23 protein-coding genes are annotated in these 26,800 nt (G+C 73.3%); 2 read left to right on the plus strand and 21 right to left on the minus strand.

All coding sequences use genetic code 11. The features are described from left to right. Positions 1–576: 576 nt before the first annotated feature. From G6R25_RS07515 to argC, 9 genes are read right to left on the minus strand one after another with little or no spacing between them, the layout of a single operon-like run. Complete coding sequence (locus G6R25_RS07515) at positions 577–1,224, minus strand: DNA-3-methyladenine glycosylase (RefSeq protein ID WP_163552398.1); 648 nt, start codon at positions 1,222–1,224, stop codon at positions 577–579. A 44-nt stretch (positions 1,225–1,268) separates the two neighbouring features. After that, complete coding sequence (gene argH, locus G6R25_RS07520) at positions 1,269–2,753, minus strand: argininosuccinate lyase (RefSeq protein ID WP_163552381.1); 1,485 nt, start codon at positions 2,751–2,753, stop codon at positions 1,269–1,271. Further along, positions 2,750–3,952, minus strand: a complete 1,203-nt coding sequence (locus tag G6R25_RS07525; protein ID WP_163552382.1) for an argininosuccinate synthase — start codon at positions 3,950–3,952, stop codon at positions 2,750–2,752. Before G6R25_RS07525 ends, argH begins: the two co-directional genes overlap by 4 nt. Before the next feature lie 12 nt (positions 3,953–3,964). Next, positions 3,965–4,687: an arginine repressor gene (locus tag G6R25_RS07530; protein WP_163552383.1), complete on the minus strand. Its 723-nt coding sequence runs from the start codon at positions 4,685–4,687 to the stop codon at positions 3,965–3,967. Continuing rightward, complete coding sequence (gene argF / locus G6R25_RS07535; RefSeq protein ID WP_163552384.1) at positions 4,684–5,688, minus strand: ornithine carbamoyltransferase; 1,005 nt, start codon at positions 5,686–5,688, stop codon at positions 4,684–4,686. Before argF ends, G6R25_RS07530 begins: the two co-directional genes overlap by 4 nt. After that, positions 5,685–6,926, minus strand: coding sequence for an acetylornithine transaminase (locus tag G6R25_RS07540; protein ID WP_163552385.1), 1,242 nt, complete (start codon positions 6,924–6,926; stop codon positions 5,685–5,687). The genes argF and G6R25_RS07540 overlap by 4 nt, the downstream gene beginning before the upstream one ends. After that, complete coding sequence (gene argB, locus G6R25_RS07545; protein WP_163552386.1) at positions 6,923–7,957, minus strand: acetylglutamate kinase; 1,035 nt, start codon at positions 7,955–7,957, stop codon at positions 6,923–6,925. The genes G6R25_RS07540 and argB overlap by 4 nt, the downstream gene beginning before the upstream one ends. After that, positions 7,954–9,114, minus strand: a complete 1,161-nt coding sequence (gene argJ / locus G6R25_RS07550) for a bifunctional glutamate N-acetyltransferase/amino-acid acetyltransferase ArgJ (RefSeq protein WP_163552387.1) — start codon at positions 9,112–9,114, stop codon at positions 7,954–7,956. Before argJ ends, argB begins: the two co-directional genes overlap by 4 nt. Continuing rightward, positions 9,111–10,142, minus strand: coding sequence for an N-acetyl-gamma-glutamyl-phosphate reductase (gene argC, locus G6R25_RS07555; RefSeq protein ID WP_163552388.1), 1,032 nt, complete (start codon positions 10,140–10,142; stop codon positions 9,111–9,113). The genes argJ and argC overlap by 4 nt, the downstream gene beginning before the upstream one ends. A gap of 246 nt (positions 10,143–10,388) precedes the next feature. Here argC and G6R25_RS07560 point away from each other — a divergent pair, with 246 nt between their 5' ends. Together G6R25_RS07560 and G6R25_RS07565 are read left to right on the plus strand one after the other, a co-directional pair. Next, the gene (locus G6R25_RS07560; RefSeq protein WP_163552389.1) at positions 10,389–11,261 is read left to right on the plus strand and encodes a TIGR04222 domain-containing membrane protein; all 873 of its coding nucleotides are present in this window, start codon (positions 10,389–10,391) and stop codon (positions 11,259–11,261) included. A gap of 54 nt (positions 11,262–11,315) precedes the next feature. Continuing rightward, complete coding sequence (locus G6R25_RS07565; protein WP_235947726.1) at positions 11,316–12,614, plus strand: MbnB/TglH/ChrH family RiPP precursor modification enzyme; 1,299 nt, start codon at positions 11,316–11,318, stop codon at positions 12,612–12,614. Between the two features lie 141 nt (positions 12,615–12,755). On the opposite strand, the gene pheT is transcribed toward G6R25_RS07565, so the two are convergent. From pheT to G6R25_RS07625, 12 genes are all read right to left on the minus strand, one after another. Continuing rightward, entirely contained in the window at positions 12,756–15,323 is a 2,568-nt protein-coding gene (gene pheT, locus G6R25_RS07570; protein WP_163552390.1) for a phenylalanine--tRNA ligase subunit beta, read from the minus strand. A gap of 4 nt (positions 15,324–15,327) precedes the next feature. Then, positions 15,328–16,431: a phenylalanine--tRNA ligase subunit alpha gene (pheS, locus tag G6R25_RS07575; protein ID WP_163552400.1), complete on the minus strand. Its 1,104-nt coding sequence runs from the start codon at positions 16,429–16,431 to the stop codon at positions 15,328–15,330. A 65-nt stretch (positions 16,432–16,496) separates the two neighbouring features. After that, complete coding sequence (locus G6R25_RS07580) at positions 16,497–17,645, minus strand: sensor histidine kinase (RefSeq protein WP_163552401.1); 1,149 nt, start codon at positions 17,643–17,645, stop codon at positions 16,497–16,499. 134 nt (positions 17,646–17,779) lie between these two features. Then, positions 17,780–18,646, minus strand: a complete 867-nt coding sequence (locus G6R25_RS07585; RefSeq protein ID WP_163552391.1) for a TrmH family RNA methyltransferase — start codon at positions 18,644–18,646, stop codon at positions 17,780–17,782. Between the two features lie 20 nt (positions 18,647–18,666). Then, positions 18,667–19,047 (minus strand): 50S ribosomal protein L20, encoded by a 381-nt coding sequence (rplT, locus tag G6R25_RS07590; protein ID WP_163552392.1) that lies wholly within the window; start codon positions 19,045–19,047, stop codon positions 18,667–18,669. Between the two features lie 107 nt (positions 19,048–19,154). After that, the gene (rpmI, locus tag G6R25_RS07595; RefSeq protein ID WP_136447049.1) at positions 19,155–19,349 is read right to left on the minus strand and encodes a 50S ribosomal protein L35; all 195 of its coding nucleotides are present in this window, start codon (positions 19,347–19,349) and stop codon (positions 19,155–19,157) included. A 96-nt stretch (positions 19,350–19,445) separates the two neighbouring features. Then, positions 19,446–20,027 (minus strand): translation initiation factor IF-3, encoded by a 582-nt coding sequence (gene infC / locus G6R25_RS07600; RefSeq protein ID WP_163552393.1) that lies wholly within the window; start codon positions 20,025–20,027, stop codon positions 19,446–19,448. A gap of 380 nt (positions 20,028–20,407) precedes the next feature. Continuing rightward, positions 20,408–21,406 carry an SseB family protein gene (locus G6R25_RS07605; protein ID WP_163552394.1) on the minus strand — a complete coding sequence of 333 codons (999 nt, stop codon included), beginning with the start codon at positions 21,404–21,406 and terminating at the stop codon, positions 20,408–20,410. 344 nt (positions 21,407–21,750) lie between these two features. Further along, the gene (locus G6R25_RS07610) at positions 21,751–24,048 is read right to left on the minus strand and encodes a MinD/ParA family ATP-binding protein (RefSeq protein WP_163552395.1); all 2,298 of its coding nucleotides are present in this window, start codon (positions 24,046–24,048) and stop codon (positions 21,751–21,753) included. A gap of 346 nt (positions 24,049–24,394) precedes the next feature. Beyond that, positions 24,395–24,877 (minus strand): 6,7-dimethyl-8-ribityllumazine synthase, encoded by a 483-nt coding sequence (ribH, locus tag G6R25_RS07615; protein ID WP_136447053.1) that lies wholly within the window; start codon positions 24,875–24,877, stop codon positions 24,395–24,397. Further along, a complete protein-coding gene (locus G6R25_RS07620) occupies positions 24,874–26,349 on the minus strand; it encodes a bifunctional 3,4-dihydroxy-2-butanone-4-phosphate synthase/GTP cyclohydrolase II (protein ID WP_163552396.1) in 1,476 nt (491 codons plus the stop codon). Before G6R25_RS07620 ends, ribH begins: the two co-directional genes overlap by 4 nt. Next, positions 26,346–26,800, minus strand: a 455-nt coding sequence (locus G6R25_RS07625) for a riboflavin synthase (RefSeq protein WP_163552397.1), incomplete at its 5' end; no start/stop codon positions are given. The genes G6R25_RS07625 and G6R25_RS07620, both read right to left, overlap by 4 nt.

Below are 26,800 nucleotides of genomic sequence, written 5' to 3' on the forward strand. Positions count from 1 at the left end.
CGTGTTCAAATGAATCTCTCACGGCCATCAGCCAGCCACCCCCCACACCCCGGAAAACCAGAGCAAGAAGAACAACCAGCCAGGCCATGAACGAGGTAAAACAATTGGCACTGACAATCGGCACGCTGTTGAGTTCTCAAGGAGCAGGCGCTAACGAGGTGACACCGTGAGATGTCGTGCTCGTGCTGGTTCGTAGCCACTTACGAAGTTGTGTGGAGCAGCGCTCGTCAGTACGCCCAAGAAGGGGCCGCCTCGCGCTTGCTCTGCCTGAGCCCTCCGAGGATGGGCTCAGGCAGCGAGTGGAGCCGCCCTGTTCGGCGTCCGCCGTGTCTCGCTGACAGAGAGAACATTACGGGTGGATGACGGTGGGCGTCAAATCAATCCCCCCCTCAGATGTGTGACGTATGTCACAGCGACCGTGGAGTAGTTCGTTGTGATGTTCTGATATTGGAAGCTAGGCGGTCTGGGTCAAGTTGCTGAGGCGGCACCGACGCACCCTCCATCCGCATCTGTCCGCCCTCACCTCCACCCGCTACGTCCGCCCTCCACGTCCGCCCGCTGCGTCCGTCCACGGGTCTACCTGCGGCGATGGCGTGGCCGCGCCGCGCTGAGGGATGACTCCCCCACCAGCCAGAAGCGCCAGGGGCGCTCGGTGGCAGCCGTGATCCCCACCCGCGCTCCTCGTTCGATCCGCTCGCCGGCCGCCCCCGGCACCGCAGCCGCCGGACCCCGTCCGTCGCCGAGTTCCCCGGCGGGTGGCGAGGGGCGGACGACGAGGGGTCCGCCGCCCGTCACCGGGGTTGCGGTCAGCGACGCCGCGATCCCGAGCACGCGCCCCAGCCGACCGGGCCCCCGGGCCAGGTCCCGGGCGGCGAGCTTCGGCCAGCAGGCCTGCACCGCCTCGCGGCCCGCGATGACCTCGCCGGCGCGCAACAGCACCGCTGTCCCCTCCCCCACCGGCCCGCAGACGATGTTGAGGCACCAGTGGATGCCGTAGCTGAGGTACACGTATGCCCGTCCCGGCGGGCCGAACATCACCGCGGCCCGCGGGGTCGGGCCGCGGAAGGCGTGGGAGGCGGGATCGTCGAGGCCGCCGTACGCCTCGACTTCCGTGATCCGAACGGCGACCGGCCCGTGTCGGACCGTCGCACCGAGCAGATCCGGTGCGACGGCCAACACGGGCCGGTCGAAGAAGGCCGCAGGGTAGGGCGCCGGGACGACCACCGCAGCGGCCCGCCCGGAGCCCTCGAGGGGCGTGGGAGTCCCCGTCAGTCCACCGCCCACTCACGGTCCCGGTCGAGGACCGACCGCAGGGCTGCGAGCTGCTCGCGGACCCGGTCCGGCGCAGTCCCGCCGGGAGCGGAGCGGGCCTGCAACGCGCCCTGCACCGACAGCACACTGCGCACATCCGGGGTGAGCAACGGGTTGATCACCGCGAGGTCGTCGTCGGAGACGTCGTCGAGGTCGACGTCGTGGGCGACGCACCAGGAGACGAGCTGGCCGACGGCCTCGTGCGCCTGACGGAACGGCACGCCGCGGCGCACCAGGTGCTCGGCGACGTCGGTCGCCAGCGCGAAGCCGTCCGGCGCGGCCGCGGCGAGCCGCTCGCGGCGGACCCGCATCGTCGCGACCGTGCCGGTCAGCGCGGGCAACACCAGCAGTAGCGTGTCGACCGCGTCGAAGACCGGCTCCTTGTCCTCCTGCAGGTCCCGGTCGTAGGCGAGCGGGAGGCCCTTGAGGGTGGCGAGGAAACCGGTCAGCCCGCCGATGAGCCGGCCGGACTTGCCCCGGGCGAGCTCGGCGACGTCCGGGTTCTTCTTCTGCGGCATGATCGAGCTGCCGGTCGCGAAGGCGTCGTCCAGCTCGACCCAGCCGAACTCGCGGGTCGTCCAGAGCACGATCTCCTCGCCGAGACGGGACAGGTGCACCCCGATCAGCGCGGCCACGAACAGGAACTCGGCGGCGAAATCGCGGTCCGACACGGCGTCGAGGGAGTTTTCGAACGCCCGGTCGAACCCCAGCTCGGCGGCGACCCCCTGGGGATCCAGCGGTAGCGACGAGCCGGCCAGCGCCCCGGCGCCCAGCGCGCTCACCGACGCCCGGCGGTCCCAGTCCCGCAGCCGGTCGGTGTCCCGCACGAAGGCCTGCACGTGGGCCAGTAGCTGATGACCGAACGAGATCGGCTGGGCGTGCTGCAGGTGGGTCATCCCCGGCGCCGGGGTGTCCACATGCTGACTGGCCAGGGTCACCAGCGCCTGGGACAACTCGGTCAGCCGGGCAGCCACCTGGCGGGCATGCTCGCGCAGGTACAGGCGCAGGTCCGTGGCGACCTGATCGTTGCGGCTGCGGCCGGCGCGCAGCTTGCCGCCGAGTGCCCCGAGCCGCTCCAGCAACCCGCGTTCGAGGGCAGTGTGGACATCCTCGTCCTCGACCGTCGGCCGGAACCGGCCCTGGGCGACCGCGTCGGACAGGTCGTCGATGGCGGCAAGCATGGCGGCGAGCTCGGCGCCATCGAACAGCCCGGCCCGGTGCAGGACCCGGGCGTGCGACTTCGACGCGAGCAGGTCATAGGGCGCGAGGCGCCAGTCGAACTGCACGCTCACCGAGAGCCGGGCGAGTGCCTCGGCCGGGCCGCCGGCAAAGCGCCCACCCCACAGCCGCATCGGCGCGCCGGCCGCCACCGCCCCACCGGCGAGCGGCGCACCGGACGGCTTCGGCACCGCCGCGTCCTCGGAGTGCTCCGTGGAGGTCACGGGTTCAGCCGCTGCTCGCGAGCCGCCCAGACCTTCGTCGGCAGACCCCAGAGCTCGATGAATCCGCGCGCATCGCCCTGGTCGAACTGGTCCCCGGCGTCGTAGGTGGCCAGGGCGTGGTCGTAGAGGCTGCCCGGGCTGCGCCGGCCGACGACCTGGGCGACGCCGCCCGCGAGCCGCAGCCGGACGTCCCCGGTGACCCCGACGCTGGCCGCGTCGACGAAGGCGTCGAGGGCGGCCTTGAGCGGCGAATACCACAGGCCGTCGTAGACGATCTCGCCCCAGCGCTGGTCGACGCCCCGCTTGAACCGGGCGACGTCGCGCTCGAGGGTGAGGTCCTCCAGGTCACGGTGCGCGGCCAACAGGGTGATCGCCGCTGGGCACTCGTAGATCTCCCGGCTCTTGATCCCGACCAGCCGGTCCTCGATGAGGTCGATCCGGCCGACGCCGTGCGCACCCGCGCGGGTGTTGAGCTCGGCGACGAGGTCTGCCAGCGGCAGGGTGCGCCCGTCGAGCCCGGTCGGGACGCCGTCGGTGAAGGAGATCGTCACCTCGTCGGGGGTCCGGGCGACCGTGGGGTCCGCGGAGTAGACGAAGACGTCCTCCGGCGGCTGCGCCCACGGGTCCTCGAGGATGCCGCACTCGGCGGTGCGGCCCCACAGGTTCTGGTCGATGGAGTACGGCGAGCGCTTGGACACGTCGATGGGCAGGCCGCGCTCCTCGGCGAAGGCGATCGCCTTGTCCCGGGTCATGCCCGAGTCCCGCACCGGAGCGAGCACTTTCAGCCCGGGGGCCAGCGCCGACACACCGACCTCGAACCGCACCTGGTCGTTGCCCTTGCCGGTACAGCCGTGGGCGATCGCGTCGGCGCCGTGCTCGCGGGCGGCCGCGACCAGGTGCTTGACGATGATCGGCCGCGACAGCGACGAGATCAGGGGGTACCGGTCCATGTACAGCGCGTTGCTTCGAATGGCCGGGGCGACGAAGGACTCGGCGAACTCCGTGCTGGCGTCGACCACGATCGACTCGACGGCGCCGCAGGTGAGGGCGCGCTGGCGGATGGCCTCGAGATCCTCGCCGCCCTGGCCGACATCGACCGCCAGCGCGACGACCTCGGCGCCGGTCTCGGCGCCGATCCAGCCGATGGCCACGGACGTGTCGAGGCCGCCCGAGTAGGCAAGCACGACGCGTTCGGTCACGGGACTTACTCCTTATGTCGGATTGCGCGAAAAGTCATCATCAGGTGTGCCGGAACCCGCCAGGACCGCCCCCGCCCCCGGCGGAGTGCGAGAACGGACGGGCGTGGCGGCCACGCCCGGCACGGCGCGGGCCCGCCCGTCGGCGAGCCGCAGCAGGTGGGCGGCCAGGGCCGGGCCGCCCGGAACCGGGCCCGCGGCCGAATCGCCCGGGAGCGGTGCCTGCACCGGATTCTCCCCGCCGTCCGGGGTACCCCCGGAGATGCTCCCATCTCCGGGGCCGGACAGCTGCGCCCGGCAGACGACAAGGACGGTGTCGTCCCCGGCGATCGTGCCCATGACCGCCGGCAACGCCTCCCGGTCCAGCGCGGAGGCGAACAGCTGGGCGGCACCGGGCGGAGTGCGCAGGACGACGAGGTCGCTGTTGGCCTCCGCCGAGACCAACAGCTCCTCGCACAGCCGGGTCAGCGGCAGCCGGACTATCTCCGCCGGCGCGAAATTCACATCGACGGCGTAGACCAGGCCGCCGTCGGCGCCGCGCACCTTCCTCGCCCCAATGTCCTCCAGGTCACGGGACAGGGTGGCCTGCGTGACCTGGACGCCCTCGGCGGCGAACAGACGGGCGAGCTCCGACTGCGAGCGCACCGGGCGCTGCGCGATCAGCGCCGCCAACCGCGCCTGCCGAGCGTGCTTGGTCAGCGGGGCCGACCGCCACACCCCCGCACCCGCCGCCGTCATCGGACCGTGCCCTCCTCGCCCGCCTCGCCCGCCCCTGTCGTCGCCGACCCCGTCGTCGGCGCCGCGAACAGCAGCGAGAGCAGGGCCTTCTGTGCGTGTAGCCGGTTCTCGGCCTGGTCGAACACGACCGAGTGCGGCCCGTCGAGCACCGCCGCGGTGATCTCCAGCTCCCGGTGCGCCGGCAGGCAGTGCATGACCAGCACGTCCGGTCGGGCGACCTCGACGGCCTTCTCGTCGAGGCGATAGGGCTGGAACACCAGTGAGCGGCTGTCCGACTCGCCCTCCTGACCCATCGACGCCCACACGTCGGTGTAGAGCACGTCGGCGCCGGCGGCCGCCTCCAGCGCGTCGTGCATGACGAGCGCCCCGCCGCCGGTGGCCGCGCCGATCTCGTTGGCGTGCCGGACGACCTGCTCGAACGGCTCGTAGCCGGGCGGGGAGGCCACGTGCACCCGCATCCCCGCGAGCGTCCCGGCGAGCAGCAGCGAATGCGCCATGTTGTTGCCGTCGCCGAGGTAGGTCAGGGTCAGCCCGGCGAGCCGGCCGCGGCGCTCCCGGATCGTCTGCAGGTCGGCCAGGGCCTGGCAGGGGTGGGCATGGTCGGACAGCGCGTTGACGACCGGCACGCTCGCCGCGGCCGCCAGCCGTTCCAGCCGCTCCTGGGCGAAGGTGCGCATGACGATCGCGTCGACGTACCGGCTGAGCACCGCGGCGGTGTCCTCGATCGTCTCGCCGCGGCCGAGCTGGGTGCTCGCCGTGTCGATGACGACCGGATGGCCGCCGAGCTCGGCGACGCCGACGTCGAACGACAGCCGGGTGCGGGTGGAGGGCTTCTCGAACAGCAGGGCCACCGACCGCCCCGCGAGGGGACGATCCGCGAGGGGACGATCCGCCGGCCCGGGGGTGCGGCGGCCGGCCTTGAGCCGGTCGGCGGTGTCGAGAACGGCGGCCTGTTCCGCGGAGGTCAGGTCGGTGTCGAGAAGGAAGTGTCGGGCCGTCATGCGCCGACCTTAGAGGCTTGCTCCGACAGGCTTCCGCCGTCGCGCGCCGCGCCGAAGATCGCGGGTAGCGCCGCGACGAAGGCGTCCGCCTCGGCGTCGGTGAGGATCAGCGGCGGGGCGAGCCGGACGGCGTCCGCCACGGCCGCGTTGACCAGATAGCCGGCCGCACGGGCCGCCGTCTCCACCGCGGGGGCGAACGGGCCGTCGAGCTCGATCGCCCGCCACAGGCCGACGCCACGCACCCCGACGATCCCCGGGATCCCCGCTTCGACGATCTGCGTGGCGAGCCGGTCACCCAGCCGCGTCGCGTGGTCGAGCAGCCCCTCGGCGGCGATCGTGTCGAGCACGGCCAGTGCGGCCGCGCAGACGATCGGGCCGCCGCCGAAGGTGCTGCCGTGATCGCCCGGACGCAGCAGGTCCGCCGCGGCGCCGAGGCCGATGCAGGCGCCGATCGGCAGGCCGCCGCCGAGGCCCTTGGCCAGGGTGACGACGTCAGGCCGGACCCCGACGGCCTGATGGGCGAACCAGGCGCCGGTCCGCCCGATGCCGCTTTGCACCTCGTCGAACACCAGCAGCGCCCCGGCGTCGTCGCAGGCGGCTCGGGCGGCGGCGAGGTAGCCCGCGGGCGGCGGCACCACGCCGGCCTCCCCGAGGGTCGGTTCCAGGAACACCGCCGCGGTCCGCTCACCGACCGCGGCCCGCAGCGCGGCGGCATCGCCGTAGGGCACGAACCGCACGCCGGGCAGCAGCGGCTCGAACGGCGCGCGCTTCGCCGGCTGCCCGGTGATGGACAGCGCGCCGAGGGTCCGACCGTGGAACGAACCCTCCGCGGCGATGATCTCCGGCCGACCGGTCCGCCGGGCGATCTTGATGGCGGCCTCGTTGGCCTCGGCGCCGGAGTTGGCGAAGAAGATCTTCGCACCGCCGGCGGGAAGGCCGGGGGCCGCGGTGCCCGCGGCGAGCAGCTCGACGAGCCGTTCGGCCAGGCGCACCTGCGGCTCGTTGGCGTACAGGTTCGACACGTGGCCGAGGGTGTCGAACTGGTCGACGACGGCGGCCCGGATCGCCGGGTGGCCGTGGCCGAGCACGCTGACGGCGATCCCGCCGAGCAGGTCGAGGTACTCGCGCCCGGTGTCGTCCCACACCCGGGTGCCCTTCCCGCGGACCAGGGAGATCACCGGACGGCCGTAGGTCGCCATCACGACAGCATCGCGCCGGGCGAGCAGATCGGCGGTCATGGCCTTCCTCCGGTCTCCTGGGGGGTCCCGCCGGCGGCCGGGGCTGGCACGGCGGCCGGTGCGGGGGACGTGGTCGCGGTCGGGACAGTGGCGGGTTCGGCGAGGTCGCGGTCCGGGCTGATCAGGGTGCCGATGCCGTCGTCGGTGAAGATCTCCAGCAGCACGGCGTGGGGCACTCGGCCGTCGAGCACGTGTGCCTGCGGCACGCCGCCGCGCACCGCCCGCCGGCACGCCTCCATCTTCGGAATCATGCCGGCCGCGAGGGTGGGCAGGAGCTGTTCGAGCTCTGTGATGCTCAGCTCGCTGAGCACCTCGTCGCTGGTCGGCCAGTCCGCGTACAGCCCCTCGACGTCGGTCAGAACGACGAGCTTGGTGGCGCCGAGGGCGACGGCGAGCTCGGCGGCGGCCGTGTCGGCGTTGACGTTGTAGACGCCGCCGTCGATCCCGCGGGCCACCGACGCGACGATGGGCACCTTGCCGGAGCCGAGCAGGGCGTTGACCGTCTCGGCCCGGACCTCGACGATGTCGCCGACGAGGCCGACGTCGACCTCCTCCCCGTCGACGATCGCGGGGCGCCGGCGCGCGGTGAACAGGTTGGCGTCCTCACCGGACAGGCCCACGGCGAACGGCCCGTGGTCGTTGACCAGGCCGACGACGTCCCGGTTGACCTGGCCGAGCAGCACCATCCGCACGACGTCCATGGTCTCCGGCGTGGTGACCCGCAGGCCGCCGACGAACGTCGACTCGACCCCGAGGCGCGCCAGGTGCGCGGTGATCTGCGGGCCGCCGCCGTGGACGACCACCACCCGCAGCCCCGAGTAGCGCAGGAAGACGATGTCGGCGGCGAACGCGGCGCGCAGCACCGGCTCGGTCATCGCGTTGCCGCCGTACTTGATGACGATCGTCGCGCCCTGGAAGCGGGACAGCCACGGCAGCGCCTCGATGAGGACCTGGGTCTTGGCCAGCGCCGCGTGCCCGCGGGCGGTCGCCGCCGGGCCCCGTGCGGCGGCGGTGGGGGCGGTGTCGGTCATGTCGAGTACGCCGAGTTCTCGTAGACGTAGCCGTCGGTCAGGTCGTTCGTCCAGATGGTGAGTTCCTCGGCGCCGGCGTGCAGGTCGACGAGGATGTCGATCCGGCGGTCGGAGAGATCGACGAGGTCGCGGTCCTCTCCGGGCGCGCCCGCCCGGCAGACCTGCACCCCGTTCATCGACACGTCGAGCTGGTCGGGTTCGAACGCGGCCTGGGTGGTGCCGACCGCGGCGAGGACGCGCCCCCAGTTCGGGTCCTTGCCGTAGAGGGCACACTTGAGCAGGTTGTTGCGGGCTACCGACCGGCCGACCTCCAGCGCGTCGGCCTCGCTCGCGGCCCCGGTGACCGTGATCGCGATGGTCTTCGTGGAGCCCTCGGCGTCGCCGAGCATCTGCTGGGCGAGGTCCGTGCACACCTCGGCGACGAGCCCGGTGAGCTCGGCCTCGGGCAGCGTCACCCCGCAGGCGCCCGAGGCGAGCAGTAGCACGGTGTCGTTGGTGGACAGGCAGCCGTCGGAGTCGACACGCTCGAAGCTGACCCGGGACGCCTCGCGCACCACTCGATCGAGGGTCGCGGCGTCGGCGACGGCGTCGGTGGTGACGACGACGAGCATGGTCGCCAGCGACGGGGCCAGCATCGCCGCGCCCTTGCCCATCGCGCCGACGGTCACCCCCGACGTCGCCGTGGAGATCCGCACGGCGGTCTTCGCGACGGTGTCGGTGGTGCGGATCGCCTCGGCCGCGTCGTCGCCGCCGGTGTCGGCGACGACCGCGACGGCCTTCGTGACCCCGGCGAGCAGGTTGTCCATGGGCAGCCGGACGCCGATCAGCCCAGTGGAGCAGACCGCGACGTCCCCGGCGCCGAGACCGAGCCCGGCCGCGACGTGCTCGGCCGTGGTGTGGGTGTCGGCGAAGCCGGCCGGGCCGGTGCAGGCGTTGGCGCCGCCGGAGTTGAGGACGACGGCGCGCAGCCGGCCGTCGGCGAGGGTCTGGCGGGTCCACAGCACGGGCGCGGCCTGGATCCGGTTGCGGGTGAACACGCCGGCGGCGGCGTCGGACGGCCCGTCGTTGACGACGAGCGCCACGTCCGGACGCCCGGACGGCTTCAACCCGGCCGCGACTCCGGCGGCCCGAAAGCCCTTCGGGGCGGTCACGCTCATGGCGCGATGCCCTGCGCGGTCAGACCCGCGGTCTCGGGCAGGCCGAGCATGAGGTTCGCGCACTGCAGCGCCTGGCCCGCCGCACCCTTGCCGAGGTTGTCGATGGCGGACACGACGATCGCCCGCCCGGACTCGGCATCGTAGGTGCCCTGGACGTGCACGGCGTTGCCGCCGAGGGTCGCCGCGACGTGCGGCCAGCGCCCGGGCGGCAGCACCCGGACGAACGGCTCGCCCGCGTACGCCGCGCGCAGCGCCTCGTAGACGGCGTCGGGGTCGGCGCCGGCGACGGTGGCCCGGCCCGAGCAGGTCGCGAGGATGCCGCGGGGCAGCGGGGCGAGCACCGGAGTGAACGACAGGCTCACCGCCGTCCCGGCCACGCCGGACAGGGCCTGCACGATCTCCGGACGGTGCTGGTGGGTGCCGACCTTGTAGGCGGTGAGGTCGCCCATCACCTCGCTGCCGAGCAGGTTCACCTTGGCCGAGCGGCCCGCGCCAGAAGTGCCGCTGGCGGCGACGACGCTGAGGTCCTTCGGCTCGACGAGGCCCGCGGCCAGCAACGGCGCGAGGGCGAGCGTGGACGCGGTGGGGTAGCAGCCCGGCGCCGCGACGCGGCGGCTCGCGGCGATCCGCGCCCGCGCCCCGGGCAACTCGGGCATGCCATAGGTCCAGGTACCGGCGTGCTCGCCGCCGTAGGCACGGCGCCACGCCTGCGGGTCGGCGAGGCGGTGGTCGGCGCCGAGGTCGACGACGCGCACGGTGCCTGGCAGGGTGGCCGCCACCGCCGCCGACTGCCCGTGCGGCAGAGCGAGGAAGACGACGTCCGCCTCGGCCGCGGCGAGCGCCTCAGCGTCGGTGAAGACGCGGCCCTCCAGATCGGGCAGGCTCGGGTGCACATCCGTCACGGGCAGGCCGGCGGACGTGTTCGCCGCCAACGCGCCGATCTCGATCTCGGGGTGGGCGAGCAGCAGGCGGAGAAGCTCCCCGCCGCCGTACCCGCTCGCCCCTGCCACTGCTGCGGTCACTCCCATGTGCAAAGTTATACACACGAGCTTATGAGCATGCAACGGAATTCGCGAATGCGACCGTCGTGTCGGGTGGCGCGCCGACGTCGACGCACGGGACGCCTCGGTCCTCGGCTCCACCCGCATGGCAGGTTGGCCACCTGACCTGGCAGTTGACCGTGCGTTGACCTCGAAGGTACCGCGCCCGCAGATCCTGAGCCGCAGGATTCACGCACTGTCCATCGAACGATGCACTGCGGTGAGGAGCGGCGGATGGCAATCGCGATCGGCTATATCGCGCTGGTGATCGTCCTGTCGATCGTGGTGATCGCCACCCGATGGGCGGTCCGGCGCGGCGCGCCCGATCCCGACCTGGCCGACGCCGGCGAGAGGGACGGAACCAGGCCGGACCGGCTGCGCCCGCGCCGGTCGACCCTCGACCGCTTCGAGCTCGACGCCGACGGCCTGGGCCCTTTGCCGGGCCAGGCCGAGGAGCTGGCCATGCTCGCCGGTGGTCCGCAGCTGGCGGCGCTGGCCGGGGTGGTGGCGCTGCGCGACTCCGGCTCCGTGGAGAAGGGCGGGCTTCGGGGCACCCTGGTCTCCCGCCGACCGGCGCCCCGGGAGAACCGCACCCTGCGCCAGGCCATCCATCACAGGATTGCCGAGCACGGTCCGCTGGAGGTCGCCCAGCTCGGGAAGCTGCTCGCCGACGACCCCGCGATGATCGAGCTCCGTACCCGGTTGAGCAGGGACGGCCTGCTTCCCACCGTCCAGCAGGAGCAGCTGCTGCGGTGGTGCCGGCCCACGGCGCTGGTCCTGGCCACCCTCGGATTCATCCTCGGGCTGTCGTCCACGTCGCTCACCGACAGCGCCAACAGCGCACCCATTTTGATCATCGGCGTCATCGGCAGCCTCGTTCTCGCCGCCGGCGCCCCACCGCGGCTGCCCGGGTTGGCCGACGGCAGCCTGTCCGGGCAGCACGCGCTGGCGGTCGCGCTGTTCGGGCCGGCAGCGCTCGGCCGCTCCAGTCGGAAGATCGCCATCGAGCTCGGCCTGCGCGAACCCCTCACCCGACGGGTCAGCTCCGGCAGGGGCGGCGGGGGATCGAGCGGCGGCTCCACAGGCGGCGGCTGCGGCGGCGACTGATGGCCCAGTTCCCGCCATCTCTCCCGGCTTACACCCCTGCCACCAGGGCTGGGGGTGGGCTGGCACCCGCAGCTCGCCACCGCGCTCGCCGAGCGCGACGACCTTGCGTTCGTCGAACTGATCGCGGAGGGTGTCGACCCGGACCGGCCGCTGCCGGTAGCCCTGGCCCGCCTCGGCGTGCCGATGGTGCCGCACGGCGTCCGGCTGTCCCTGGGCGGCGTCGAGCCGCTGGACCCCGCCCGCGTCGCCCGGTTCGTCCGCGTTGCGCAGCATCTGGACGCGCCGCTGGTGAGCGAGCACGCCGCGTTCGTCCGGGCCGGTGGGGCCGAGGCCGGTCGCCTGCTGCCGGTGCCACGTTCCCGCGCGGCACTGCGGGTGCTGACCCGCAACATCCGGTCGCTGACCGCTGAGCTGTCCGTCCCACTCGCGGTGGAGAACCCGGCGGCGCTGCTGCGTTGGCCCGACGACGAGCTGGATGAGGCCGCCTTCCTCACCGAGCTCGCCGAGCGAACCGGCGCGATGCTGCTGCTCGACGTCGCCAACCTGTACGGCGACGTGGTCAACCACGGCACCGATCCCGACCGGTTCCTGGCCGCCTTCCCCTGGGAGCGGGTCGCCTACCTGCACATCGCCGGGGGGGTCACTGCGCATGGGCTCTACCACGATTCGCATGCCCACCCGGTCCGCCCGGAGGTCCTCGACCTGCTGCGCGCCGTGGCCGACCACTGGCCGGGCCCGCTACCCTGCCTGCTCGAACGCGACGCCCGCCTGCCGCCCGCCGAGCTCGACGCGGTCGCCGGCGCCGCGAGCCTGACCCGCCCACAATCGGACGACCACCTGACTGCGGTGACAGCCGCAGCGGGACCGATGCCCGGTGCGAGGGTTCGGGTGGGGATCGACGCGAGCCTGGTCGACGAGGGCACGGTCGACGAGGGCACGCAGGTCGATGCTGAGCTGCTCGCCGGGCAGATCGCGCTGGTCCGGACACTCACGGCGGGCGAGGACTCACCGGCCGGCTTCGCCGCGGATCGGATCGAGGCGACCCGCGCGGCGCTGATCGACAAGCGCCGGCTGGCGGTCGGCGAGCACTGGCCGGCGCTGGCGGAGACACCCGGCTTCCACGACGGGTTCGCGGCCGTTGTTGCGCGGCTCCCACCCACGACGACCTGGGCAGACGCCCACGCGTACGCCCAGACCCATAACGGCACGCTTGGCGTCGAAGCCCGCGCCGAGTTGCTCTTGGCGGCCACCGCTGGCCGGCGGTGGGCCCTGGCGGCCAGCCGACGCGGCGGGCTGCTCGTCGCGATCCGGCTGCCCCTGCTAGGGCTGCTGATTCTCGGTCGACGCCGATGAGGCTAGACCGCGCCGCGCCGTCCGTCCGTTAACGAGCAGGCATCGGCACGGTGCTGGAGGTTGATGACGGTCACGCGGGCGCAAACCGTCATCAACCTCCAGCAGTTGCCGGCCGCGATGTGGCCGGGAAGGCTGTCCTGCCTAGGCGCGCAGGACGGCGCCGGTGCGTTGCACGGCGAGCTCGACGGCTGTGTCCCGCACCGCGTTCGCCTCGGCGGCGGTCAGGGTCCGGTCCCCCGCCCGCAGGCGCAGGCCGAAGGCGAGTGAGCGCTGCCCGGCGCCGACCTGGGCGCCCTCGAACACGTCGAACAAGGTCAGCGACTCCAGCAGGTCACCGGCGCCCTCGCGCAGCGCCTCGGTCACCTCGGCGACCGGCACCTGCGTCGCGACGACGAGTGCCACATCGCGGTCGGCCGGCGGGTAGGTGGAGATCACCGGCGCGACGACCGGCGGCGCCGCCGCCGCGGCCTCGACGAGGACGTCGAGGCTGAGCTCCATCGCGACGGTGCGCGGCGGCAGGCCGGCGTCGCCGAGCACCCGCGGGTGCAGCTCCCCGGCGAAGCCGACAAGCCGGCCCCCGACGGACAGCTCCGCGCAGCGGCCGGGATGCCATGGCATGGTGTCACCGGCCGTGACGGTCAGGGTGATCCCCACCGCCTCGGCGACGACCTGGGCTGCATCGACGGCGTCCGCCCAGTCCACCTCGCGGCCCGGTGCCGACCAGCCAGCCGGTTCGCGGCAACCGGTGAGCAGCGCCGCAACGTGCCGGGCCTGCTTGGGCAGGACCGAGTCCAACGCGGCAATCTCCTCGACGGACGGTCGGCGGTCCACCGGCGGCGTCGGTACCCGCACGGGCGCGCCGGACTGCTCCCGGAAGACCCGACCGCTTTCGAACAGGGCCAGATCCTGCTGGCCCCGGCCGATGTTGCGCACCGCCGCGGCAATCAGCCCGAACAGCAGGGTCGTGCGCAGGTAGGCGGCGTCCTCGGCGATCGGGTTGGCGACCCGGACCGCCAGGCGCCGCTTGTCGTCCGCCACCAGGCTGAGCGCGTCGGCGGCGTCCGCGGCCACGAACGGCAGGGTCAGCACCTCGACGAGGCTGGCGTACGCCAACGCCCGGCCCACCGCCCGGTGCATCCGCTGCGCCGGGGTCAGGCCGCGGCCGGCGGGCAGCAGCGGCAGGGTCACCGGGATCGTGTCGTACCCCTCCAACCGCATGATCTCCTCGACGAGATCCGCGGGCCGGGTCAGATCGGGCCGCCACGACGGCGGCGTGACGACAAGGACACCCTCATCACTGGCGGCGTCGGTGGCGGTGGCGGTGATCGTGCAGCCGACGTCGGCGAGGCGGTGGCGGACGACCTCGGCGGAGTACGTCCGGCCAGCCAGCCGCTCGGGCTCGCGCAGGGGCAGCAGCACCGGCGCCACGGCCGGCCGGTGGTCGAGGTCGGTCGCCCCCGGCGCGGGGTGGGCGCCGGCGAGCTCGACGAGCAGGGCGACGGCCGTCGCCGCCGCGACCGGGGCGAGCGCGGGGTCGACGCCGCGCTCGAAGCGCCGCGACGCCTCCGAGGAAAGCCGATGGCGACGGGCGGTGCGGACGACGCTGATCGGGTCGAAGTGGGCGGCCTCCAGCACGATGTCGGTCGTCTGTGCGGAGATCTCGGTGCTCGCGCCGCCCATCACCCCGGCCAACGCGATCGGGCCGGTGTCGTCCGCGATGACCAGGTCCTCCGGGTCGAGGGTGCGCTCGACCCCGTCGAGGGTGCGCAGCGTCTCCCCGGCCGCGGCCCGGCGCACGACGATGGCGCCGGTGAGCTTCGCCCGGTCGAAGGCGTGCAGCGGCTGACCGAGCCCGATCAGCACGGCGTTGGTGACGTCGACGGGCACGGAAATCGGCCGCATCCCGCTCAACGACAGCCGCCGGGACCAGCCCAGCGGGGTGACGGCGGCGGGGTCGACGCCGGTGACCACCCGGGCGACGTACCGGTCGCAGCCGGCGGTGTCCTCGACGACGACCGGATATGCCGCGCCCGCGGCCTCGCCGATCTCGGCCTCGCCGGTCGCAGGCCGCCCGCTCGCCGCGTCCCCGGTCGGGGTCTGGGCGGACGGCGGGGCGCCCGGGTCGGTGAAGGGGAGCCCGAAGGCGGTCGCCGCCTCCCGGGCGATCCCCCGCACCGACAGCGCGTAGCCCCGGTCGGGGGTGACGGCGATGTCGAGGATCTCGTCGGCGAGGTCGAGCAGCTTGGTGACGTCGGCGCCGAGCGGTGCCGACGGAGGGAGCACGAGGATGCCGTCGTGGTCCTCGCCGAGGCCCAGCTCCCGGGCCGAGCAGATCATCCCGTCGCTGACGTGGCCGTAGGTTTTACGGGCCGTGATGGCGAACCCGCCGGGCAGCACCGCGCCGGGCAGGGCGACGGGCACCCGGTCGCCGACGGCGAAGTTGTGCGCCCCGCAGATGACTCCCCGCACTCCGGAAGCAGACGGGTCCTCGCCGCCCGCCACCCGAACCTGGCACCAGCGGACGGCCTTCTTCTTCGTCTCCACGAGCTCGAAGTCGACGATCTCCCCGACGACGACACCGGAGACATCGCCCCCGACGCCGCGCAGCCCCTCGACTTCGAAACCGGCGCGGATCAGCGCGTCGGCGACCGCCCGGGTGGGCGGCAGCCCCTCGGCGTACTCCCGCAGCCAGGACATCACGATCAGCATCTGCTCAGACCTCGATTCCGAACGGGAGGCCGAACCGGACGTCACCGTCGACGAAGTCGCGGATCTCCCGGACGTCATACCTGATCATCGCGGCGCGTTCCAGGCCCATCCCGAAGGCGAAGCCGCTGTAGCGGGCCGGGTCGACCCCGGTGGCCCGCAGCACGTTCGGATCGACCATGCCGCAGCCGCCGATCTCGATCCAGCCCTCGTCCGAGCAGACCCGGCAGGGCTGGCGGGGCGCTTCGCCGCGGCAGGCGAAGCACTGCACGTCCAGTTCGGCGGACGGCTCGGTGAACGGGAAGAACGACGGGCGCAGCCGGGTCGACAACCCGGAGCCGAACAGCTCCTGGGCGAAGACCTCCAACGTGCCGCGCAGGTCGGCCATGGTGATGCCCTCGTCGACGGCGAGGCCTTCGAGCTGGCCGAACACCGGCGAGTGGGTGGCGTCGATGGTGTCGTTGCGGTAGGTCCGTCCCGGGCACACGACATACACCGGCAGCGGCCGGTCGAGCAGGGCACGGATCTGCACCGGCGAGGTGTGGGTGCGCAGCACCCGGCCGGAGTCGGTGGGCTCGACGTAGAGGGTGTCGTGCTCGCTGCGGGCCGGATGGTCGGGGGCCATGTTCAGGGCCTCGAAGTTGAACCAGTCGTGTTCGACCTCGGGGCCCTCCGCGACCTCGTAGCCCATGGCGACGAACACGTCGACGAGCCGGTCGGACAGCGAGGACAGCGGGTGGCGGGCGCCGCGGCGGCGGCGCGCCGCGGGCAGGGTGACGTCGACGCGCTCCTCGACCAGCACGCGGGCGTCGCGTTCGGCGGTCAGCTCGGCCAGGCGCGTGTCGTAGGCCGCCTGCGCCTCGGCGCGGGCGGCGTTGTGCCGGCGGCCGGCGTCGGCACGCTCCTCGCGCGGCAGCGCGCCGAGCTCGCGGCGGGCCAGCACCAGCGGAGCGGCGGCGCCCTGCACATGGGCGGTACGGGCGGCGGCCAGCGCGTCAAGGTCGGCGGCGGCGCGGATCGACTCCCGGGCCGCGGCGACGGCCGCGGCGAGCTGGTCGGGGTCGAGGGCGTGGACCCGGAACGGGTCGACAGTCTCTCCAGGGGCGGGCACGGTGCTCATCCTCGTATCATTTCGCTGGGCAGAGGGCATCCACCGGTCGATCGGGACGCTCGGCCTCAGCCGAACACCGGACCGCCGGCGGGCACGAAAAATCGGAACTCGGCGCCGCCACCCGCGGCCCGGCCGACGGAGATGGTGCCCCCGTGCGCCTCGATCAGCGCCTTGGCGATGTACAACCCGAGTCCGGTGCCGTTGCCACGGCTGGCACCGCGCCAGAACTTCGTGAACACCCGCGCGGCGTTCGACGCGGACACGCCGTCGCCCTCGTCGGCCACGCTCACCTCCGTGCCGGTGTCGCTGCCGCGCAGCAGCACCGTCACAGTACCCGCGCCGTGGCGCAGCGCGTTGTCGACGAGGTTGTGCAGCACCTGCTCCATCTTGTCTGGGTCGACCCACATCTCGGGCAGCTCGCCCTCCTCGCGGACTTCGAACCGCCCGGCGTCCGCCGCCCCGGCCGCGATCTTGCCGTCGACCACCGAGCGCACCCGGGTGGGCAGGTCGACGATCTGCTTGCGGACCTGGATGCGGCCCGAGTCGATGCGGGAGACGTCGAGCACCTCGGCGAGCAGGCGGGTAACCCGGTCGGCGTCGGTGTTGACCGTGTTCAGCATGAGCTTCTTCTGCTCGTCGGTGAACCGGTCCCACTTGGCCAGCAGTGTCGCCGTGAAGCCCTTCACGCTGGTCAGCGGCGAGCGCAGCTCATGGGCAACGGTGGCGACGAGGTCCGCCCGATTGCGCTCCAGCCGCTCCCGGCTCAGGGTGTCGCGCAGCGACAGTGAGACCCGGGCCAGCCGACCCGCGACCCGGGTGAAACGGACGGTGATGTGAAAGTCGCGGTCGTGCACGGGGCCGGCGTAGGTCAGCCGCCGCTCGGGCTGCCCGATGACCCGCGGCAGCTCCCGGCTAAGCGCCGAGCACTCCCACCAGTCGTTTCCGCGCTCGTCGAGCAGCGGGAGCACCTCGGTGAGGTGGCGGCCGACCGCGGTCGGCGCGGGCACGCCGATCAACCGGACCGCGGCCCGGTTGAACACCTCGACCGTGCCGACGGCGTCGGTCACGACAACCGCGTCGGGCAGCAGATCGAACGCGGCCCCGGGCAGCGGCCCGTCCAGCGCGGCCGAGCCTGCGCCGGCTACGCCGTGGTCGGCCTCGGCGGGGTCCGCCGAGGCGCCGTGGTCCTGCGCGGGCTCGTCGTCAGCAGTCATGGCCTCGCCTGATGCCGGGACGGCGGTGATGGGCAGGCCGGGCGAGCGGCCCGCCGGGGGGACAGATGCACCGGCAGGAGCCGGCGGCGGCTGCTGCACGGTCGGCGCCTGCTCGGATGTCGATGCGACGGTGTTCACCACCGCCGACCACCTCCTCCGGTGCCGTCAGTACCGGACCTACCCGTTCTCTGCGCCCGCGCCGATGCGTATAGGCACAGGGTGGACGCAACCGCAAGATTCAGGGACTCGGCCTGACCGTACACCGGTACCCGCAATGCCGCGTCTGCGGCGGCCAGACCGGCGGGGTCGAGTCCGTGCGCCTCGTTACCAAACAACCAGGCAGTGGGCCCGTCGAGCTCGCCGGCGCCCACTGCGGTGTCGAGGTCACGATGAGCGGCACCCGAGGTCGCGACGATTCGGCACCCCCGTGCGCGCAACCCCGCCGCCACGTCGGCGAGCGTCGATTCGACGATCACCGGGAGGTGGAAGTGGCTGCCGGCCGACGACCGCACGCACTTGCCACCGAACGGGTCGACGCCGCCGCCGGTGAACACCACGGCGTCCGCCCCGGCCGCGTCGGCGCTGCGGATCACGGTGCCGGCGTTGCCAGGATCGTTCGCGCCCACGCACACCGCCACCAGACGGGGGGCGACCAGATCGGCGAGCCGGTGGCCGGGCAGGGCGGCGACGGCGACGAGCCCCTGGGGGGTGACCGTCTCGGACAGTGCCGCCGCGGCCTCGTCCGTCACGATCCGGACGGGCACCGCGGCGGCGCGCAGCAGATCGCCGTGGCGAGCCGCCGCCGACACGCCCACGAACACCTCAAGCAGACCACCCGCGGCGACGGCCGCGCCGACAGCCTGTGCCCCCTCGACGAGGAAGCGACCCCGCTCACGGCGCTCCGCCGGGCGCCGCAGGCGCCGGGCGGCACCGACCCGGGCCGACCGCAGCCCGGCGACCGGCCCGTGATCGGGCGGCGGGAGCACGCGGGCGGCGGGCACGGGTCGGCGACGCGACGGGCTCAGACGGCGGTCGGCTCCGGCGCCGCCGCCAGGGCCGCCAGGGCCACCTCGACCAGCGCGGCGAAGGCCGCGGCGTCGTTGACCGCCAGATCGGCGAGGATCTTGCGGTCCACCTCCACACCGGACAGCTTCAGACCCTGCACGAAGCGGTTGTAGGTCATGCCGTTGGCCCGCGCCGCGGCGTTGATCCGAGTGATCCACAGCTGCCGGAAGTCGCCCTTGCGCGCACGGCGGTCCCGGTAGGAGTAGGTCATCGAGTGGAGCATCTGCTCCTTGGCCTTGCGGTAGAGCCGCGAACGCTGGCCCCGGTAGCCGCTGGCCTGTTCGAGGACCGTACGGCGCTTCTTCTGGGCGTTGACCGCCCGCTTCACGCGTGCCATGAGGGCACCTGTCTCCTTCGTTCGTGTGCATCCGGCCGGCCGGGCCGGGATCGATCACCGCACAGGGCGGGCCGGTCACCGGGGCCGGAGTCGTCAGCGGGGCGCGCTCAGCTGGAGAGAAGGCGCTTGATTCGTCCTGCGTCTGCCTTCGTCAGCGGCACCACGCCGTCCAGCCGACGGGTACGGCGGCTGGACTTGTGCTCCAGGAGGTGGCGGCGGTTGGCCCGCTGGCGCAGCACCTTGCCGGAGCCGGTGATCCGGAACCGCTTGCTCGCGCCGCTGTGGGACTTCTGTTTGGGCATGTCGACATCCTGACGGTTTACGGGGGGTGGTCGAACGATCGACGCGGCGAGGTCCGGACGGTGGGGGCACCACCGCGCGGACCCACCGGAATCGGGTCAGACGTGGCCGGCCGGTTCCGGCAGCCGCTGCGGCTTGGAACCCTTGTGCGGGGCCATCACCATCGTCATGTTCCGGCCGTCCTGCTTGGGCTGGGCCTCGACGTAGCCGAGTTCGGCCACATCGGCGGACAGCCGCTGGAGCAGGCGGATGCCGAGCTCCGGCCGGGACTGCTCCCGGCCGCGGAACATGATAGTGATCTTGACCTTGTCGCCGGCCCGCAGGAACCGCACGATGTGACCCTTCTTGGTCTCGTAGTCGTGCGGATCGATCTTCGGCCGCAGCTTCATTTCCTTGATGACGGTCTGGACCTGGTTCTTCCGAGCTTCCCGACGCTTCTGGTCGGACTCGTACTTGAACTTTCCAAAGTCCATCAGCTTACAGACCGGAGGACGAGCGGTCGGCGCGACCTCTACGAGGTCGAGATCGGCCTCCTGCGCCATACGCATGGCCTCACCGATCGCAACGATGCCGATCTGCTCGCCTTCCGCGCCGACGAGGCGTACCTCGGGGACGCGGATCCGGTCATTGATGCGGGACTCTGTGCTGATGTGTTCCTCCGTTGCTCGACGCGCGGGCATGACCTCACCGCAGCGGAGCACCGAGCCTGGCCATACCAGGCTCCCGGCCGACAACCGTGGGAACGGCTCGGCCGACCGGCGACCCGGCCACCGTGGCCGCAGCCCGGGTCTCGGGCCAATCGGCACTATAGACACCCCGTGGAGGCGGCACCATTCGGCAACGTCGGGTGGAGGGCGAACCCCCGCTTGGTCCTGCCGGACAAGCTCCGCGCCCTCGCCAGGACCGTCGCGAACGACGGCACCATCGGATGGGTGGAACCAACCGGCAATCGGTCTGAGGCCAAGAGTAGCACCACACCGCCGAACAGGACGATCACGGAGGCGGCCGGCCGCCCCGAACGGGCGACGACCATGTTCCGCCGGCCGACCGGCGGGCGGGCTCAGCGGTGGGGCCGCGACCTCCAGCGCCACTCGGAGCGCAGGCCACGGCCCAGGAGCCGACGCACCGCCCGAGCCTGACCGGCCCCGACCACCAGCACCGCCACCGCGGGTTCGGGTGCGGACGCGCCGAGCCCGCCAGCCGCGACCGTCAAGACTGGCGGGACCGTCGAGACTGGCGGGGACGTCAAGACTGGCGGGTGTGTCGGCACCGTCGAAGCCGAGCCGCCGGCCTGGGGGTCCGCTGCCAAGAGCTGGGACAGTCGGCGAGCGATCGCCTCCCCCGCTGCCGGCGAGGCCCCCGCCGGCCCATGGACCGCGACGGCGAGAACGGGTCGCGGGGCCGCCGCGCCGGGCCCCACCAGCTCGGCTGGCCAGGCCTCGACCCGTTCCGTGATCGAGCGCAGGGCCTCCCGCACCCGAGAACGGGCCAACGGCCCACCCGGGGTGGCGGGCCGGCGCAGCGCCGTCAGGGCGAAATCGCCAGGCGACTCTCCCCGCCCCCCGCGCTCCGGCGCGTCCGCGGCGGCGACTGCGCGATCGGCCTCGGCGGCAACCGGACCGACCGGCATGTCGACGCCGCCGGGACCAACCTTCAGGCTGGTCGAGTACGGACCGGCGACGTCGATCACCACCGAGTCCAGGCCGAGCCGGACCGCCTCCGCCCAGGCATCCGGGGCGGCCACCGGGACGGGGCGGGCTGCCCCACGCCAGGCGGCGAGTGTCGTCACGCTGGAGAAGATCGGCAGAGCGGTGGCCCCGGCGGGGGTACGCAGCGTGGCCAGCGCCATCTCGCTGGTCTTGTCGGCGCCGGTGGCGGCGTCAGCCGAGGTGAGCATGGCCTCGATCGCGACGAAGACCCGGGCCCGGCGCAGGGCGTCGGTCAGGGCGGCAGGGTCGACGCGACCGGTCGGGCCGCCGGCGGCGAGCGCCCGGACGAGGGTCTCGTCGGCCGCCCCATCGTCTCCCTGCCCGGCCGGAGTCAACAGATGGCGTGCCATTCTCCGCAGCCTAGACGAGTCATCCCGAATCATTTTCGTGACCCTGGGTAGTCACTTGCCAACAACGTCGGCGCCGCGTGACCACCGCCGCCCGCCAGCTCGGTTTCCGGCCGTATTGCGGCCGTATTGCGGCCGTATCGTGCCGAGGGCTAGTCACGGTTTTCGACCCGAAAACCGTTACTACACCTCGGCACGATACCGCGCACAAGTGGCCACAGAAAGGTACGAAGGATGTGGCGGCCGGTGTGCGCGCCGAGCCCCGAGGCGATCCCGCCCCGTCGATCATTCCCGCGGTCGCCCATGCCGAACCGGCACGAGCAGCCTCCAGCCCGTCGACGCATGCATCAGCTCCCCGGAGACCAGGCCGCGCCGCGGGCGTCAACGGCCGGGGCGGCACGCGCGGGGCGGACCAGCACCGCCGCCGGATGGGAGCCGGGCAGCGGGGCGGTGGCAATCGCACCGGCGAGCCGCTGGAACGCGAACCGGGTCCGCCGTCGCAGGCGGAACCAGTTGATCGGACGGCTGTCGGCGAGCCCCGAGTCGAACGGCACCGGAACCGTCATATACGCCCGGTCCTCCAGATGGTCCAGGCGCATCCGGGCGCTGCGGCTGAGCCGGGACGGGTAGGTCTCCACGATGGCGACGATGACGGTGGCGGCGAGGTCACCGCGGCCGGCCGCGGTGAGCGCGGTCAGCGCGTCGTCCGCACTCGCGATCTCGGCCTCACCGGCGCGGACGGTCAGCACGAGCAGGTCGGCGCGAGCGAGCAGGGTGGCGGGGACGGGCTGGTTCCAGCCCGGCGGCGCGTCCGCGACGACGACCGGGTACCAATGGCCGAGCAGATCCAGCGCCCAGGCCAGCTCCTCGGGCAGCAGCCCGGGGCCGGCAAGATCGCGCATCCCGGCCAACACCTCCAACCCACCCGACCCGTCGGAGGCCAGGAAGCGGCGGACGTCCTCAAGCGAGGAGATCGGCGGGACCGCGCTGGCCAGCTCTCGCAGGCCGACCCCCGGGGGCATGAGGCCGACCCGGTGCGCAAGCAGCCCGCACTGGTCGGGGGAAGCGTCGACGGCCACGACCCGGTGGCCGTGGTGCGCCGCCATCGCCAGGCCGACCCCGGCGGCGACGGTCGTCCGCCCGCCGCCGCCGCCGAACCCGCCGACCAGCACGCGCCGGCCCCCGGTCCGCGGACGCTGGTGGGCGAGCCCGTCGGCGCCCACCGGAGCCGTGCTCGCCACCGGTGCGGGCGCAGGCTGCTGGGCAATCTCGGCGGCCCGGGACGCGACAAAGGAGCCCGCCGTTCGGACCGGTGCCGCGGGGACCCGCCGGACCGGCATGTTCGGCGGGGGCGGGGGAAGTGCAGGCGCCGTGGAGATCGGCTCCGCCCACGGGCCGAGGACGGTGAACACCTCGCCGGCCTGCCGCCGGTCGCCGGTGGTCGGATCCCCGTCCCCGCCCTGCCCGGCGACGGCTCGGGCGCCATCGCCGGCCCAGGGGACCCCGCCGCTCCGGGGGACGTCTCCGGTCCAGGTCGGTTCCGGGGTCTGGTGGATCTCGGCCGGGGTGCGGGCCGCGCCAGGGCGGTTGCCGTCGAACCGGCTCGCCTCGCCCCAGTGCAATGGGGCGGGCTCCGCTGCCGCGGGCCGGGCGGTGTCCGCGGGCCGGGGAGTGTCTGCCACGCCCGGTGCTGGTCGCGCTGCCTCCGGCGCCTGCCATGGCGCGCCGGGATTGGCGGGGAACGGCAACGCCGGAAGCTCCGGCCTCGCCGGGGCAGCAGCCGGGTAGGGGGATGCCGGCGTGACCTCCGGATACGGCAGCAGCGCAGCCCTGGACGACTCGATGGCCGCAGGCCCGACCGCCGAGGCCGGGTCAACCCCCGTGGGATAGGACGCACCGGGCCACGGATGGCCGGGCGGTTCGATGGCGGAACCCTCGACGTCTTCGGCTGGGTGCTCCGCGGATGCGGGTAGGGCACCCAGCCGGAGGATCGAACCGGCCGCGGGCACGAGGACAGTCATGCTGCCCCAGCTCTCGCCGGGTGGCGCAACGGTGGGAGGCGGCGCAACGGCGGGGGGCGGCGCGGTGTCGTTCGGCGGCATCACCGCGGTGCTGGGCGGCGGCATCACCATGGCGCTGGGCGGCGGAGGTACCGGGAGGAACGGGACGCCGCGGGCCGTCGCGGTAGGTGGCGCAGCGTCCGTGGCCGGGACCGCCAGGTCTGGCGTCCAACCGGAGGGGCCTTGGGTGGGCGTGGCCCCTTCCCGGTCGTCGGACCGCTGCGGATACGGCGACCACGAGGGCGGCGAAGTCCGGTCCACGGGTGGGCGGCTGTGCGGGGAACGGGCGGGCGGCGCGGTCCGGTCGGCGGGCAACCCGCCGGGAAGCCCACTGCCGGGCTCGGCCCGCGGCGCACCTGGACGGGTACGGGTGGGACGCCGGGTGACCAGTGCGTTGCTCGGCGACTGTGGCTCGGTCAGGCGCAGACCGAGTAGGGAGATCGGGCGGGCATCTCCGCCACCCGCGCCGGCGGAGTCCGGACCGGCGGACCGGAACGAGATGTCGGGGCCGTCCCGGTCGGCCCCGGCCGGATCGACCGGCGACGCAGTGTCGTCATCGTCCCGGTTCCCACCATGACCCGCCATCCGTGCCACCCCGCCCCCATCTCCGGCCCGACTCCGCTGGACGACACCGGAACGCGAGGCAACCGCTACGGCGTGGCATCACGGTCTCGCGTCACCCCATGCCCCGACAAGAGCTCCAGGATGATCCAGATGGCCGGAAACAGCCTCACGAGCAGTGAACACGCCACCGGCACACTCGATTCACTCCGAATCGCCATGCGATGGCAACACCATACCGAGGTCATGTCACCAGGACGGATCGGGCTCGCACCGTCCGTGTGACGCGAGATGCGGACGGCCACCGCCCCCCGGGAGGGCGGTGGCCGCGTGGCACCCGGCGAGGCCGGGCGGAGGTCAGCCGATCCGTTCAGCCGACGAGTGCCAGCTCGCGCAGCACCGCCGCGGTGTCGAGGGCGGCCAATGTCGCCTCCCGGCCCTTGTCCTCGGTGGAGTCCGTCAGCCCGGCCCGGTCACGGGCCTGGTCGACCGTGTCGCAGGTGAGCACGCCGAAGCCGACGGGGACCCGCGCGTCGAGGGTGACCCGGGCCAGCCCCGCGGTGACGAACTGGCAGACGTAGTCGAAGTGCGGCGTGCCGCCGCGGATGACCACGCCGAGCGCGACGACCGCATCGTGCCGCTGGGCCAGCGCCGCGGCGACGACGGGCAGTTCGACCGCGCCGGCGACCCGCACGACTTCCGGCACGGTCACGAGCCCGGTGTCCTTGACCGCCCGCAGCGCCCCGGCCAGCAGCCCGTCGGTGATCTCGGCATGCCAGCGGGTGGCGACGATCGCCAGCCGCAGCCCGGCCACCGGCGGGAGCACCTCCTGCGGCGCGCCGAAGCCACTCACAGACCTTCTCCGTCGGTGAGGTCCGCGCCGGCCGAGGAGCTGCCGGCGCCGCTCGGGACGGCGGCGCAACCGGAGGTGGCGGGCACCCGCGCGGAGCTCGTCGACCAGCGGCCGCCGGCCGGTGTGTCCTCGCCGACGGCGCGGGGCAGCCCGGGCAGGACGTGGCCCATCCGGTCCCGCTTGGTCGTCAGGTAACGCAGGTTCTCCGGGGTCTGGGTGACCGGCATGCCGATGAGCTCGACGATGCGCAACCCATAGCCCTCCAGGCCGGCCCGCTTCGTCGGGTTGTTCGACAGCAGCCGCAGGCCGCGCACCCCGAGGTCGACCAGGATCTGCGCGCCGGTGCCATAGTCGCGGGCGTCGGCGGGCAGGCCGAGCGCGAGGTTGGCGTCGACGGTGTCATGCCCGGCGTCCTGGAGCTGGTAGGCCCGCAGCTTGTGCATCAGGCCGATGCCTCGACCCTCGTGACCGCGCACGTAGAGGACCACTCCGCGGCCCTCGGCCGCGATCATCCGCAGGGCGGCGTCGAGCTGCGTGCCGCAGTCGCAGCGGCGCGAACCGAACACGTCGCCGGTGAGGCATTCGCTGTGCACCCGGACAAGAACGTCCTCGCCGTCGCCCAGCTCCCCGCGGATCAGCGCGATGTGCTCCACCCCGTCGAGGGTGTTACTGAAGCCCACGGCGCGGAAGGTTCCGTAACGGGTCGGGATTGTCGCCTCGGCGACCCGCACGACCTGCTTCTCCGTGCGGCGGCGGTAGGCGATGAGGTCGGCGATGCTGATCAGCAGCAGACCGTGTTCACGGGCGAACGCGGCGAGCTCGGGAAGGCGCGCCATCGTCCCGTCGTCGTTGACGATCTCGCAGATGGTGCCGGCCGGGCGCAGTCCGGCGAGCCGGGCGAGGTCGACGGCCGCCTCGGTGTGGCCCGGGCGGCGCAGCACGCCGCCGTCCTTGGCCTGCAGCGGGAAGATGTGCCCCGGCCGACTCAGGTCGCCGGGGACCGTGTCGGGGTCGGCGAGCAGCCGAATCGTGTGGGCCCGGTCGGCTGCGGAGATGCCGGTGGACACGCCCTCGCGAGCATCGACGGTGATGGTGAACGCCGTGCCCATCCGCTCGGTGTTGTGCGGGACCATCTGCTCGAGTTCGAGCCGGTCGGTGTCGGCGGCGTCCATCGGCACGCAGATCACCCCGGAGGTGTAGCGCGTCATGAACGCGACGAGCTCGGGGGTGGCCGCCTCGGCGGCGAAGATCAGATCGCCCTCGTTCTCCCGGTCGGCGTCGTCGACGACGACGACGGGCCGGCCGGCGGCGATCGCCGCGATGGCGTCCTCGATGGAGGCGAAGACCACGCCAGCGTCGTCGGCGGCCGTGCCGATGCCGGCATCGGGCGCGCCGGCGCCGGCGACGGCCGGGACCGGGACGGGCGGGGCGGGGACGGCCGTCGAGGAGGTGCCGCCCGGGGATGTGGTCATCGGGGGAGTCCGTTCGGGTCGATGGTGCCGGCATGCAACTTCTCGACGTACTTGGCCAGCACGTCGACCTCGATGTTGACCCGGGAACCCGGCGCTCGGCGGCCGAGCGTGGTCAGGTCGAGGGTGGTGGGGATCAGGCTGACCGTGAAGGTCGCCGGGGAGTCACCCTCGGCCGGGGTGACCTCGACGACGGTCAGGCTGACCCCGTCGACCGTCACCGAGCCCTTCTCCACGAGGTAGCGGTCGAGGCCGGCGGGCAGGGCGATGCTGACGAGCTCCCAGTGCTCGTCGGCCTGCCGGTCGACGACGACGCCGACACCGTCGACGTGCCCTTGGACCAGATGGCCGCCGAGGCGGTCGGCCAGCCGGACGGGGCGTTCGAGGTTCACCGGATCGCCGACGGCGAGCTCGCCGAGGGAGGACCGTACGAGGGTTTCGCGCATCACGTCAG

The sequence above is a fragment of the Candidatus Frankia alpina genome (assembly GCF_902806485.1).
Taxonomy (GTDB): domain Bacteria; phylum Actinomycetota; class Actinomycetes; order Frankiales; family Frankiaceae; genus Frankia; species Frankia alpina.